The sequence below is a fragment of the Bosea sp. (in: a-proteobacteria) genome (genome assembly GCA_023910605.1).
Classification (GTDB): domain Bacteria; phylum Pseudomonadota; class Alphaproteobacteria; order Rhizobiales; family Beijerinckiaceae; genus Allobosea.
In genome coordinates this window covers 1,413,943-1,427,382 of the sequence record JAAVVV010000001.1, presented here as the reverse complement: position 1 = coordinate 1,427,382, position 13,440 = coordinate 1,413,943, and the positions used below count along the sequence as shown (strand labels likewise).

The window sequence follows — 13,440 nt, the reverse complement described above, 5'->3', positions numbered from 1 at the left end:
ACAGCTTCCATGCCAAAAAGGCCGCCCCGGCGCTGACCGGTGCGGCCCTCATGCCTTGCGGCCGCAAACCAGGCCGGGCCTGCCTCAGCCCTTGATCATCTGGTAGGCGGGCAGGGTCAGGAAGTCGGCGAAATCGGGCGCGAGCGACATGTCCCTGAACAGACGCGATGCCTCGGGGAAGCGACCGCCGGCGAAGGCGGCTTCGCCGATCTCGCCCTTCACGCGGTCCATTTCCTCGGCATAGACCTGCTCGAACCAGGCCGGCGTGACCTTGACGCCGCCCTCCAGGGTGACGCCATACCTCACGAACTGCCAGATCTGAGCACGGGAGATCTCGGCCGTCGCGGCATCCTCCATCATGTTGTAGATGGGCACGGCTCCGCGGCCGCGCAGCCAGGCCTCCATGTACTGCACGCCGACGCGGATGTTCTCGCGGAAGCCGGCCTCGGTGCGCGTGCCTTCATGGGGCTTGAGCAGTTCGTCGCGCGTGACGGCCACGTCCTCGCGCAGCACGTGGAGTTGGTTGGGCGTCGGCATCATGCGGTTGAACACCTCCATCGCCACCGGTACGAGATCGGGGTGCGCGACCCAGGTGCCATCATGGCCATTGCCGGCCTCGCGCTCCTTGTCGGCCTTGACCTTGGCGAAGGCGGCGGCGTTGGCGTCCGGGTTGTTCTTGATCGGGATCTGCGCGGCCATGCCGCCCATGGCGAAGGCGCCGCGCTTGTGGCAGGTCTTGATCAGCAGCAGCGAATAGGCCTGAAGGAAGGCCTTGCTCATCACCACCTGCGAGCGATCCGGCAGGATGTAGTTGGCGTTCTTGGCCAGCTTCTTGATGTAGCTGAAGATGTAATCCCAGCGGCCGCAGTTGAGGCCGGCCATGTGATCCTTCAGCTCATAGATGATCTCGTCCATCTCGAAGGCGGCAGGCAGGGTCTCGATCAGGACCGTGGCCTTGATGCTGCCGAGCTTGAGGCCGAGCGTCGCCTGGGCATGGACCATCACGTCGTTCCAGAGGCGGGCCTCGAGATGGCTCTCCATCTTGGGCAGATAGAAATAGGGCCCGGAGCCCTGGGCGATCTGCTTCTTCGCGTTGTGGAAGAGATACATGCCGAAATCGAAGAGCGAGCCGGAAAGCTCCTCGCCATCGACCGTGACATGGGCCTCCATCAGGTGCCATCCGCGCGGGCGCACCACCAGCACGGCCGGGTTGGGCTTGAGCGCATAGGCCTTGCCGGACACTGGATCGGTGAAGTCGAGCTTGCCGTCCCAGCGATCCTTGAGGTTGATCTGACCTTCGATGCAGTTGGTCCATGTCGGGGAGTTGGCGTCCTCGAAATCGGTCATGAAGACCCTGGCGCCGCAGTTGAGGGCGTTGACCACCATCTTGCGGTCGGTCGGGCCGGTGATCTCGACGCGGCGATCCTGCAGGTCGGCCGGGATCGGGGCGACCTTCCAGGCGCCGTCGCGCACATGTCTGGTTTCTGAGAGGAAATCGGGCGTCTCGCCGGCGTCGAAGCGCTTCTGGCGTTCGGCGCGGAGGGCGAGCAGGCGCTTGCGGGTGGGGTCGAAGCGGCGATGCAGGTCCGCGACGAAGGCAAGAGCCTCGGGCGTCAGGATCTCGTCGAAGCGCGCGGCCATGGCTCCGTTGACGGCGACGCCCTGGGGCAGGCGGGCGGCGAAGGTTTGGGTGGCGGACATCGTCATTCTCCCTTTGCTTGTCGCCAGCGCGCGCTGGCCGCAGAACTGCTTTATCCTGCAGACGTACTTTATCCAGTAGCGGCTCAAAGGTCAGATCACTCTTTCCGAGATGGAAACAATGTTCCGCAGTGATGAAGAAGGCGTGATCCGCAGGGCCGGCGCGCAACGCCTGCGCCCTTCACCGCGAGATCAGCGCATCGGCGCAAAGGCCCCCATCGCCGATAATCCTTGACGCAGCGCAGCAAAGCGCCCATATGCCGTTCACGCCGCGCGGTTGTCGCGTGGCCTTGGCTCGCACTCAGACGCCCGGCGCTTCCCTTGTGAAGACGCTCAAGATGCGAGTTTCCCGGGGCGTGACCGTCTGATCCGCCCCCCGCCAGCAGACAAATCCCTGAACTGGCCGACACCGAAAGCACTCCTCCACATGACAGCGACCTTCGCGGAGTTCGGCCTTGCCGCTCCGCTCAACCGCGCGCTCGAATTCGCCGGTTTCCACACGCCCACGCCCATTCAGGCCCAGGCGATTCCCCACCTCATTCAGGGCCGCGACATGCTCGGCCTCGCCCAGACCGGAACCGGCAAGACAGCCGCCTTCGTGCTGCCGATCCTGCAGGCGCTGCGCTCGGCCGGCTCCAAGCCGGAAGCCCACACCACCCGCGCCCTGATTCTCGCGCCGACACGGGAACTGGCCATCCAGATCCACGAATCGGTGACGATCCTCGCCAAGGGCCAGCATTTCGCCCATGCCTGCGTCTTCGGCGGCGTCAGCATCAATCCGCAGATCGATGCGCTGCGCCGTGGCCTCGACATCCTGATCGCCACGCCCGGCCGCCTTGTCGACCTGATCCAGCAGAAGCAGTGCAAGCTCTCCGCGGTGCAGTATTTCGTGCTCGACGAGGCGGACCGCATGCTCGACATGGGCTTCATACGCGACATCAAGCGCATTCTGGCGCTGCTGCCGGCGAAGCGCCAGTCGATGCTGTTTTCGGCCACGATGCCCGAGACCATCGGCGACATCGCCTCCAAGCTCCTGCGTGATCCGATCACGGTCGAGGTCAGGCCCGAGGCCGTGCCGATGGAGCGCATCGCGCAGCACCTCGTGCACCTGCCCATGCAGGCCAAGAAGGACGCACTGCTCAAGATCCTGTCGGGCCTCGATGTCACGCGGGCCATGGTGTTCGCGCGCACCAAGCATGGCGCGAACCGGCTCACCGACTATCTCGACCAGTATGGCCTCAACGCCGTGGTGATCCATGGCAACAAGAGCCAGGGCGCCCGCCAGAAGGCGCTGGCGCAGTTCAAGGCCGGCGAAGCCAAGATCATGGTCGCCACCGACATCGCCGCCCGCGGCATCGACGTGCAGGATGTCAGCCATGTCATCAATGCCGAGCTTCCGGACGAGCCTGAATCCTACGTCCACCGCATCGGTCGCACCGCGCGCGCCGGCAAGGTCGGCGTGTCGATCACGCTGTGCTCGCCCGATGAGCGCGACAAGCTCAAGGCCGTCGAGAAGCTGATCAAGCGCGCCATCCCCGTGATGGTGATCGAGGGCCTCGACCTCACCAAGGCCGCAGCGGGCGGCCAGCGCATCTCCGACGAGCGCGAGGAGCGCGGCGCACGCCGTGGCCGCAGCGCTGGCGGACGACGCGAGGAACAGCGCGGCATCGGCCGGCGCGGCGAAGAGCGCGGGGGCCCCGCGCCGCGCGCCGATCGCTCTGCCCGCACGGCAGGATCTGCACGCACCGAAGGAACCGCCCGTTCGGCGCGCCCCGACCCGCGCCTTGACGACCGGCCCCGCAGCGCCCCGCGCAGCGATGCCCGCCCTCGGCATGACCGCGCCGAGGGCGTCACCAGCCATGACGCGCCGTGGAGCAACCAGCCGGCCGCCGCGGCCGGGCCGCGCCAGGAGCGCGCGCCACGTCGTGACGACAGGCCGCATGCAAACAGACCGCGCGGCGACCGGCCTTCGGGCGACCGCCCGGCACGCGGCCCTGATGACCGTCGTGACGAGCGGCCCCGCGCTGCCCCGGCGCAGGCCAAGGCGCCTGTGCGGGCGGGCGATGCCGCAGGCTTCCGGGATGCGCCGCGTGCGCCGCGCGGCGAGCGCAGCGATTTCCTGCCACGTTTTCTTGACAATGGCGGCGAAGGCGCGCCCCGCGCCGCAGCGCGGCCCCAGGGGCAGCGTCCCCGTTCGGGCGGCGGCGGCCGTCGCTTCGGCTGAGAGCAGGCCCCTGCGAAGAGACAAAATGAAGGCCCGGCTTCCCGCCGGGCCTTTTTCGTCTGGCCAGCCGTGTCGCGCGGTTCAGCCGAGCATGCCCTCGGACCTGACCCAGGCCAGCGTGCGGCCGAGCGCGCGCTCGTAGCGATCGAACAGGTCGTCGATCTCGTCGCCATTGATGATGAGCGGCGGGCAGAAGGCGACGCGGTCGCCTGCCAGCGGCCGCACGATCAGCCCTTCATCCTGCGCGAAGGCGCAGGACTTGGCCGCCACGGCCTTCTTGGCCTCGAACTGCTCCCTGGTGGCCTTGTCCTTCACGAACTCGATGCCGCCGATCAGGCCAAGGCCGCGCGCGTCGCCGATGAGCGGATGCTCGGCCAGCCGCTCCAGCCGCGCCAGGAAGCGCGGGCTGATGCGCCGAACATGGCCGATGATGTCGTCGCGCTGATAGATCTCCAGCGTCTTGAGCGCGACCGCGCAGCCCACCGGATGGCCCGAATAGGTGTTGCCATGGCCGAAGGTGCCAATCTTGCGGCTCTGGTCGACGAGGATCTCGTTGACATGCTCCGGGATGAAGATGGCGCTGAGCGGAAAATAGGCGGAGGTCAGCGCCTTGGCGCAGGAGAGCGTGTCAGGCTTGTAGCCGACGGCCGTGCAGCCGAACCACTCGCCCGTGCGGCCGAAGCCGGTGATGACCTCATCAGAGATCATCAGCACGTCATGGCGCGCGCACACCGTCTGGATCGCCTCGAAGTAGCCCTTCGGCGGGGTGATCGCGCCGCCCGCGCCCATCACCGGCTCGGCTATGAAGGCGGCCACCGTGTCAGGGCCCTCGCGCAGGATCATCTCCTCGAGCTCCGCAGCCATCCGCGCGGAAAACGCCTCCTCGGTCTCGCCCGGCTCGGCGAAGCGGTAGTGATGCGGGCAGGAGGTGTGCAGGACGCCCTGTATCGGCAGGTCGAAATCGACATGATTGTAGGGCAGACCCGTCAGCGAGGCTGAAGCCACCGTGACGCCGTGATAGCCCTTGAGCCTTGCGATGATCTTCTTCTTCTTCGGGCGGCCCAGCGCATTGTTCATATACCAGACGAGCTTGACCTGGGTGTCGTTGGCGTCCGAGCCCGATGAGCCGTAATAGATCTTGGAGGTCGGCATGGGCGCGATCTCCTTGAGCTTCTCGGCCAGCTCGATCGCCGGATCATGGCTGCGGCCCGAGAACAGGTGGGTGAAGGGCAGCTTCGACATCTGCTCGCGCGCCGCCTCGACCAGCTCGGCGTTGGAATAGCCGAGCGAGGTGCACCACAGCCCCGCCATGCCCTCGATGTAGTCGCGCCCGGCGCTGTCATAGACGCGCACGCCGCTGCCGCGATCCAGCACGAGCGGACCGACCTCCCGATGTGCGGCGAGGTTGGTGTAGGGATGGACGAGGGTCTCGATGTCCCGGACCTGTGCATTGGTGAGCATGATGGATGGCTTCCCTTGATTTTCCCTATTGTGGGCCGCAAGGCGCGCCGGGCACAACCCCGGCGAATGCGGAGCGGGCCGTAATTTCTTGCGTAGCGATCCCGCGTTCTGGCCGGAACATGCGCGGCCCTGCATATGCCCATGAGGACACGGCCCTTTGACGGCGCGGCGGGAAGCCCTAGGTTCGGCACATCGAACAGGGACTGCCCATGCCAGCCAACATGACGCTCATCAACCGCTCCGCCACCGACCTCGTCGAACTGCTGAAGATCGGGGCGATTTCTCCCCATGACCTGCTCGACGCGCTGGAGGCCCGCATCGCGGAGGTGGACGGCGCCGTCAACGCCCTGCCGACGCTGGCCTTCGACAGGGCGCGGGCCGCAGCCACGGCGCTTCTCGCGCAGCCGTGGCAGGACCGGGGCGCGCTGTGCGGCCTGCCCGTCGCCATCAAGGACCTCACCGAGGTCAAGGGCGTGCGCACCACCTATGGCTCGCCCATCTTCGCCGATTTCGTGCCGGAGACGTCCGATCCGCTGGTCGAGCGGCTCGAGGCCGAGGGCGGGCTGATCTACGCCAAGTCGAACACGCCCGAGTTCGGCGCGGGCGCGAACACCTTCAACGAGGTCTTCGGCGCCACGCGCAACCCTTGCGACACGCGGCTGTCGGCGGCGGGGTCTTCGGGCGGTGCGGCCGTCGCGCTCAAGACCGGCATGGCCTGGCTGGCGCATGGCTCGGATCTCGGCGGATCCCTGCGCAATCCCGCCAGCTTCAACGGCATCGTGGGCCTCAGGCCCTCATGGGGGCGCGTGGCCACCGATCCGGGTCAGGAAATCATGGGCCGGCTCTCTGTGGAGGGGCCTATGGCGCGCACTGTCGAGGATGTGGCGCTGTTCCTCGACGTGCTCGCAGGCGAGGATGTGCGCGACCCCATGGCGCTGCCCAAGCCCGAAACATCCTTCCTCACCCAGGCCCGCTCGGGCTGGAGGCCGAAGCGCGTGGCGTGGTCAACCGATCTCGGCATCACGCCGGTGGACCCCGAGGTCGCGGACGTGACGCGCCGCGCGGCGATGCGCTTTGCCGAACTCGGCGCCATCGTGGAGGAGGCGCACCCGGATTTCTCGGAGGCCCATGACGCCTTCCAGGTGCTGCGCGGACGCAGCTTCGCCATCTCCAAGAAGGCGCTGCTCGACAGCCACCGGGACAAGCTCAAGCCGGAGGTGATCTGGAACATCGAGCAGGGGCTGAAGCTCGGCTGCGCGGACATACTGAGGGCAGAGCATGCGCGCGCGGCGATGCACAGGCGGATGCTCGCCTTCTTCCAGACCTTCGACATCATCTGCACCCCGGCCACCATCGTCGGGGCCTATCCGGTCGAGAACCGCTATGTGGCGGAGTGCAACGGTGTGACCTTCGGCAATTATGTCGAGTGGCTGGCGATCGCCTATGCCTTCACGCTGGTCGGCTGCCCAGCCCTGTCGCTGCCGGCTGGCCAGCTCGCCGATGGCCGCCCGATCGGGCTGCAGATCGTGGCGCGCCCGCGCGACGAAGGGCGGCTGCTCGCGGCGTCGCTGGCGCTCGAGCAGATCCTCGGCCTTGGCACGGGCGCCGTGGTGGACCCCGTGGTCCGCCACCGCTGAGGCGAGGTCAGAGCCAGATGAGCGCTGGCGCAGCCCGGCCCGGCCCGGCCGGTGTCAGTGACGGGTGGAGATGGTGTAGGCGCCGGCCTTGATCTTGGCGGGCAGCGTCTCGGCGAAGACGGCGGTCGCATCCTCGCCATAGGTGGCAACGAGATCGCGAAAGGCCGCGAACAGCGCCGCATGGGCCAGGCTGTCGCTGTCGAGCCCCTCATGGCGCCCTGTGGCGAAGGCCTCGTCGACATAGGTAACCGCGATTCGCCGCAGGTCGGCGGCGTCGTCATCGGCGCGCGTGGATTCGGTTTCGTCGTTCGTCGCGTTTGACATGGGCGTTTCACTCGGCAGCGACAGGGTTAAGGCGTTAACGATGCGCGCGCCAGCAAACCCTTTAAGGAAGGTTAACGCCGGTGGTTAAACTGTGGACAAGGCTTTGTCCGCAGCCCCCTCACCCGCCGAAGCGCCCGGCAAGGCCGCGCGAGAGCCGGCGACCATCCGCCGAAAGGCGCTCCGACGCCTCGATCGCGGCAGGGGTGCAACTGCGATAGGTCAGCGCGAAAGCGCGGAACCCGCGGTTGAAGGCCCCGGCGAGTCGGTCGCGCCGGCCCTCGGTGACGCCTTCGGCATCGATCAGTTCGGCCATGCGTGCGCGCCATTCAGCGGCTTCGGAGCCGCCGCAAAGCTGACGCAGAAAGGCCAGAGAGCCCATGATCTCCGCCAACCTGAGCATGTCAGGCTCATAGACGGTGGGCAGCGGCTCTGCCTGCGCCGGCGGGGCTGGCGTCTGCGCCGGCGGTTGGGCTCGCTGCTGGGCCAGCGCGGGCATCGCAAGGGCCAGCGCTGCGGCCAGGGCGACCCGCCATGACAGGGCGCGGCGGATCACCCGCCGCGCTCCCAGATGGCATGGGCCGCGCGCAGCACCTCACCAAGCTGGCGGGTGGTGGCGAGACCGCCGAGGCTGAACGGATCGGCCCACATCACGGCGCCGGCTTCAGGCCCGGTCGCGGGCTCGCCGGAAAGCCAGTTCGCCACGAAGGAGGCGACGACGAAATGGTGGCTGACCGCGCCGTCGCCATCGCGATGAATGATCTCGACATGCCGGTTGAAGCCGATTATGCGGGCGCTGACCCCCACCTCCTCCGCAAGCTCGCGCAAGGCGGCCTCTTCGAGCGTCTCGCCGCTCTCCACCTTGCCGCCCGGCAGCGACCAGACATCGGCCGCAGGCGGGCTGGTGCGCGTGGCCAGGATGACGCGGCCATCCGCCCGGAACGCGGCGACGGATGCGGCGAGCACGGGCCTGGCCGCAGCGCGGGCCGTGTGGGGAAAGCGGATGAGGCGCAGACCCTCGGCCATGTTCTCGCCGCAGCGCTCGCGCGACTGCCGGCCCCCTCGCTCAGACGTGCTGGCCGCCGTTGATGTGCAGTTCCGCGCCCGTGACATAGGACGAGGCGTCGGTGCACAGGAAATAGATCGCCTTCGCCACTTCTTCGGTCTTGCCCAGACGCCTGAGCGGCAGCTTCTCGACGATCTTGTCGGTGCCGGGGGAGAGGATGGAGGTGTCGATCTCGCCCGGGGAGATGGAGTTGACCCGGATGCCGTGCGGCCCGAAATCGGACGCCATCTCGCGGGTCAGCGAGGCGAGCGCCGCCTTGGACGTGGCATAGGCCGCGCCCGCGAAGGGATGGACCTGCGTGCCGGCGATCGAGGTGACGTTGACAATGGCGCCGCCGCCGGCCTTGAGCTCGCTGAACAGGCCCCGCGCCAGCATGATGGGAGCGAAGAAATTGACCTGGAACACGCGGCTCCAGTCATTGAAGGAGGTGCCAGCTGCGCCCAGCCTCGCGCCACCCGGCCCCTTGGGCGAAATGCCGGCATTGTTCACGAGCGCATTGAGCTTGCCGCCCTCGGTCTCGAGCCGGCGCCGGATCTCGCCTATGCCCCGCTCGGTGTCCACCGGATCGGCCAGATCGATCTGGACATGATCGTCGGCGCCCGACGGCCAGGGGCACTTGTCCGAGAAGGCCTGGCGCGAGCACGAGAGGATGCGCCAGCCCGCCATGGCGAACTGCATCACCGTGGCGTGGCCGATCCCGCGCGAAGCGCCGGTCAGCAGCATCACCGGGCGCTTTCCGGCCTCGGTCTTGGGGAAGTCGAATTTCGGCATTGGCATCGCGGGGACCTGTCGCATGAGGCTGCGCCACCTCTGGTTCTGGGAGCTGGTCGGCGACGTGCGTGCACGGCGCCGAACCGGATTGGTATCTAGGGATAGAGCCGGGTCCGCGTCCAGTCCGCTCCAGGCGCGGCGCGGCGGAAGACGACGCGGTCATGCAGGCGGAAGGCGCCGTCCTTCCAGAACTCCAGGCATGTCGGCATGATGCGCAGGCCCGTCCAGTGCGCAGGACGCGGCACCTCGCCCACGGCATATCTCGCGGCATAGAAGGCTGCGGCTTTCTCCAGCGCGAAGCGGCTCTCGAGCGGGCGCGACTGCTGGCTGGCCCAGGCGCCGATGCGGCTGTCGCGCGGGCGCGACTGGAAATAGGCATCGGCCTCGGCGTCCGAAACCTGCTCGACCGGACCGCGCAGCCGGACCTGCCGGCGCAGCGATTTCCAGTGGAAGAGGCCGGCCGCCTTCATGCTCCCGAGGATTTCCTCGCCCTTCTGGCTCTGCGTGTTGGTGTAGAACACGAAGCCGCGCGGATCGAAGCCCTTGAGCAGGACCATGCGCACATTCGGCAGGCCATCGGCATCCGCCGTCGCCAGGGCCATCGCGTTGGGATCGTTGGGCTCGGACGCCTTCGCTTCCTCGAACCACGTCTCGAAAAGGCCGAACGGCTCGTCGGCTTCCGTGAAGTCACGCGTCATTAACGCTTCCGATGTCTAATCAAAACGGTTGGAACACTGTGTGTGTCGAGTGCTGGCGTGTCGGTCGAGAGCAGGCTTTCCGGATATAGACCCTCGCCGCAGGTTTGCACACGGGCGCAACGCCGATCGCGCATGATTTTCGTGGCGATGTCGACGACGCTGGCGGTGATCGCCGGCGGCTGCTCGGTGAGCCTGCCCATCGCCTCGCTGTCCCGCACCGAGCCGGCGCCGGCGCCTGTCGCCGCGGCCACAGCCGCGCCGGCGGCTGATCCCCTGGCCGTCACGGGTTCGGTCCGCGCCTTCGCCGCAGCCAGGCTGGAGCGCGAGCCGAGGCTGTCCTTGTCAGACCATCTCGGCCCCGAGGATCTCAGGCGCGCCAAAGGCGCCATGGCGCTGGCGCTCGACCCGCAGGGCAACGGCTCGCCCGTGAGTTGGGACAATGCCGAGAGCAAGGCCTCGGGCCGCTTCATGCCGGTGGGTGGGCCGTTTCTCCTTGATGACGAGGTGTGCCGCGCCTTCCGGAGCCAGATCAGCACGCAGATGGACAAGGTGGCGCTGCAGGGCACGGCCTGCCGCCCTTCCGGCGGGGCCTGGAGCATCCGGGACATGAAGCGATGGAAACAGCCGGCCTGAGCCGATTCCCGTCGTCACGACGGTTGCATTTTTGCAACATTGGCACCACCTAGGAAGCATGGGCGGCGGCTTGAGTGCCATCGCCGACCCGATCATCCGCTTCCAGGAGCCCGACAGCGCCCATGCGCGATCCTTACGCAGTTCTCGGCGTGGCCAAATCGGCGAGCGAAGCCGACATCAAGAAGGCCTATCGGCGCCTTGCCAAGCAGCATCACCCTGACCGCAACGCCGATGACCCGAAGGCCAAGGAACGCTTTTCGGAGCTGAACAGCGCCTACGAAATCGTCGGCGACGCCACCAAGCGGGCGCAGTTCGATCGCGGCGAGATCGGCGCGGACGGCAAGCCGCGCTTCCAGGGCTTCGACGGCTTCGGCCCCGGCGGCCCGCAGGGTGCGCGCCGCGGCGGCTTCGAGGCCGGCAGCGATCCGTTCGGACGGGGGGGCTTCAACCCGTCTGACCTGTTCGGCGACCTGTTCGCCGACGCCATGCGGCGCGGCGGGAGCGGCGGCATGGGCGGAGCCGGGATGGGAGGCGCGGGCGGAGGCGCGCGCAGCAACCCCAAGGGCGATGATGTCGAGGCTGAACTGAGCGTCACGCTGGCGGACATCGCCAATGGTGCGACGCGGCGGCTGAAGCTGCCCACCGGCCGCGAAGTCGAGGTCGGCATGCCCAAGAACGTCGTCGATGGCAAGGTGATCCGGCTCAAGGGCCTCGGCCGTCCCTCGCCCTTCTCGGGGCAGCCGGGCGACCTGTTGCTGACCGTCCGCATCGCGCCCGATCCGCGCTTCACGCTGGAAGGGCGGGACCTGCGCACGCGGGTGGCCGTGCCGCTTGCGGATGCGGTGCTGGGCGGGCTCGTCAGGGTGCCGACGCTTCAGGGCGAGGTGGAGATGCGTTTGCCGCCGATGACCAGCTCGGGCAAGGCCTTCCGCCTGCGCGGCAAGGGCCTGCCGGGAGATGCAGGCCAGGGCGATCTTTATGCGGTCATGGACATCGCGCTTCCGGCAGAGGATGAGGAGCTTACCGCCCTCATGCGCCGCCGACGCCCCTGAGGCACAGCGGGACAACCCAGCCCTGGCCGCACAATCCACCACCCTGTCCGGTCTTGCCGCCAGTTGTGCCTTGTGGTGCGCCGAGCCCTTGGCTATGAGCGCAGACACGCGGATTGTTTAGACATAAACAAATGGACGGCAGGCCATGAACGTCGGAACAGGTCTTCTCAAGGGCAAACGCGGCCTGATCATGGGCGTGGCCAACAATCGCTCCATCGCCTGGGGCATCGCCAAGGCCTGCGCCGAGCAGGGCGCCGAATTGGCGCTGACCTATCAGGGCGAGGCGCTCAGGAAGCGCGTGGAACCCCTTGCCAGGGAACTCGGCGCGATCGTGGTCGGCCATTGCGACGTCACCGACGAAGCCAGCATGGACGCCGTGTTCGAGCAGCTTGGCGCAAGCTGGGGCAAGTTCGACTTCCTGGTTCACTGCATCGCCTATGCCGACAAGAATGAGCTGACAGGCCGCTATGTCGACACAAAGGCCGAGAACTTCAGCCAGTCGCTGCTGATCTCCTGCTATTCCTTCACAGCCCTCGCACAGCGCGCCGAGAAGCTGATGACCGATGGCGGCTCGATGGTGACGCTGACCTATTACGGCGCCGAAAAATGGATGCCGCACTACAACATCATGGGCGTGGCCAAGGCCGCGCTGGAAGCCTCGGTGCGCTATCTGGCCGCCGATCTCGGTCCCTCAAGGATCCGCGTCAACGCGATCTCGGCAGGGCCGATCAAGACGCTGGCGGCCTCAGGGATCGGCGATTTCCGCTACATCCTGCGCTGGAACGAATACAACGCGCCGCTGCGCCGCACAGTGACGATCGAGGAGGTGGGCGAGACATGCGCCTATCTCGTCTCAGACTGGTCGCGCGGCATGACCGGCGAGATCCTGCATGTCGACTCCGGCTACCACATCGTGGGCATGAAGAACCCGGACGCGCCGGACATGAACCTCGACAAGGCCGACTGAACCGGGCGGCGCAGGCAGGACGGGGCACGCAAGCATGTCAGGAGCGACGGAAACGGGGAGGAGCGGCCCTGCGTCGAGCCTGACGCTGCCGCGGGGCGTGACGCTCTACCTCATACGCCATGGCGAGACTGACTGGAACGCCGAAGGGCGGCTGCAGGGCGGCAAGGACATCCCCCTCAACGATTTCGGGCGCGTGCAGGCCGAGGAGGTCGGCCAAAAGCTTCTCGCCTTGAAGGCCAATGCCGGGGATCTGGCCTATCTGTGCTCGCCGATGGCGCGGGCGCGGGAGACCATGGAGATCGCGCGGCAGGCCATCGGCCTGCATCCGCCCTCCTACCATGTCGATCAACGGCTGCGGGAACTGACCTTCGGCGCCTGGGAAGGGCTGACCTGGCGCGAGGTGCGCAAGCTCGATCCGGCGCGGGCGCAGCAGCGCGAGCAGCACAAATGGGCCTATGCCCCGCCCGGCGGCGAGAGCTACCAGATGCTGCTCGAGCGCGTGGCGCCGGTCTTCAGCGCGCTGGAGCGCGACACGGTGGTGGTCAGCCATGGCGGGGTGATGCGCGCCGTGCTCGCGGGGCTTGGCCTCGAGCCGACGCGCCGGGCCGAAAGCATCGATATCTGGCAGGGCCGCGTTCTCGTGATCAGCGGCGACCGGCAGGCCTGCACTAGGCGGCAGACTGTGAGCGCTGCGCGAGAGGCCGCAGCGTCAATCTTGATCCAGTTTCACTATGCCGCATTCACTGGCGGTTCAGCCCCATTCTTGCTAAGCCAGCCGCAAAGCGCGGCAGTCCATGCCGGGCCAGAGAAAGCATCGGATTCCGGTGTTTGGGTAGGCAGCAGCAGGCGACGCATACAGCAGCGCCAGACGTGAAAACGCGGCGACGCCTCCGTCGTGAGGTACTCATCGGC

Annotated in this window: 13 protein-coding genes; 6 read left to right on the top strand and 7 right to left on the bottom strand. The window is 67.5% G+C overall.

Annotated elements, in window-relative coordinates:
* Positions 1–84 precede the first annotated feature (84 nt).
* Positions 85–1,701, bottom strand: a complete 1,617-nt coding sequence (gene aceB / locus HEQ16_06955; protein ID MCO4053780.1) for a malate synthase A — start codon at positions 1,699–1,701, stop codon at positions 85–87.
* A gap of 424 nt (positions 1,702–2,125) precedes the next feature.
* Here aceB and HEQ16_06950 point away from each other — a divergent pair, with 424 nt between their 5' ends.
* Entirely contained in the window at positions 2,126–3,922 is a 1,797-nt protein-coding gene (locus tag HEQ16_06950) for a DEAD/DEAH box helicase (GenBank protein ID MCO4053779.1), read from the top strand.
* 81 nt (positions 3,923–4,003) lie between these two features.
* On the opposite strand, the gene HEQ16_06945 is transcribed toward HEQ16_06950, so the two are convergent.
* A complete protein-coding gene (locus HEQ16_06945) occupies positions 4,004–5,383 on the bottom strand; it encodes an aspartate aminotransferase family protein (protein ID MCO4053778.1) in 1,380 nt (459 codons plus the stop codon).
* 209 nt (positions 5,384–5,592) lie between these two features.
* Between HEQ16_06945 and HEQ16_06940 the strand changes: the two genes are divergently transcribed.
* Positions 5,593–7,020 (top strand): amidase, encoded by a 1,428-nt coding sequence (locus tag HEQ16_06940; GenBank protein ID MCO4053777.1) that lies wholly within the window; start codon positions 5,593–5,595, stop codon positions 7,018–7,020.
* A 54-nt stretch (positions 7,021–7,074) separates the two neighbouring features.
* Here HEQ16_06940 and HEQ16_06935 read toward each other — a convergent pair whose 3' ends face one another.
* The 5 genes from HEQ16_06935 to pdxH form a co-directional block, all read right to left on the bottom strand.
* Positions 7,075–7,344 (bottom strand): hypothetical protein, encoded by a 270-nt coding sequence (locus tag HEQ16_06935; GenBank protein ID MCO4053776.1) that lies wholly within the window; start codon positions 7,342–7,344, stop codon positions 7,075–7,077.
* A gap of 118 nt (positions 7,345–7,462) precedes the next feature.
* The gene (locus HEQ16_06930) at positions 7,463–7,840 is read right to left on the bottom strand and encodes a TIGR02301 family protein (protein MCO4053775.1); all 378 of its coding nucleotides are present in this window, start codon (positions 7,838–7,840) and stop codon (positions 7,463–7,465) included.
* Positions 7,841–7,893: 53 nt separating this feature from the next.
* A complete protein-coding gene (locus HEQ16_06925) occupies positions 7,894–8,367 on the bottom strand; it encodes an NUDIX domain-containing protein (GenBank protein MCO4053774.1) in 474 nt (157 codons plus the stop codon).
* A 40-nt stretch (positions 8,368–8,407) separates the two neighbouring features.
* Positions 8,408–9,178 (bottom strand): SDR family oxidoreductase, encoded by a 771-nt coding sequence (locus HEQ16_06920; protein MCO4053773.1) that lies wholly within the window; start codon positions 9,176–9,178, stop codon positions 8,408–8,410.
* 95 nt (positions 9,179–9,273) lie between these two features.
* The gene (gene pdxH, locus HEQ16_06915; GenBank protein MCO4053772.1) at positions 9,274–9,876 is read right to left on the bottom strand and encodes a pyridoxamine 5'-phosphate oxidase; all 603 of its coding nucleotides are present in this window, start codon (positions 9,874–9,876) and stop codon (positions 9,274–9,276) included.
* 132 nt (positions 9,877–10,008) lie between these two features.
* On the opposite strand from pdxH, the gene HEQ16_06910 reads away from it, so the two are divergent.
* The 4 genes from HEQ16_06910 (at position 10,009) to HEQ16_06895 (ending at position 13,402) form a co-directional block, all read left to right on the top strand.
* Positions 10,009–10,509 carry a hypothetical protein gene (locus HEQ16_06910; GenBank protein MCO4053771.1) on the top strand — a complete coding sequence of 167 codons (501 nt, stop codon included), beginning with the start codon at positions 10,009–10,011 and terminating at the stop codon, positions 10,507–10,509.
* 122 nt (positions 10,510–10,631) lie between these two features.
* Positions 10,632–11,561, top strand: coding sequence for a J domain-containing protein (locus HEQ16_06905; GenBank protein ID MCO4053770.1), 930 nt, complete (start codon positions 10,632–10,634; stop codon positions 11,559–11,561).
* Between the two features lie 145 nt (positions 11,562–11,706).
* Positions 11,707–12,528, top strand: a complete 822-nt coding sequence (gene fabI / locus HEQ16_06900) for an enoyl-ACP reductase FabI (protein ID MCO4053769.1) — start codon at positions 11,707–11,709, stop codon at positions 12,526–12,528.
* 34 nt (positions 12,529–12,562) lie between these two features.
* The gene (locus tag HEQ16_06895; GenBank protein MCO4053768.1) at positions 12,563–13,402 is read left to right on the top strand and encodes a histidine phosphatase family protein; all 840 of its coding nucleotides are present in this window, start codon (positions 12,563–12,565) and stop codon (positions 13,400–13,402) included.
* Positions 13,403–13,440: the final 38 nt, after the last annotated feature.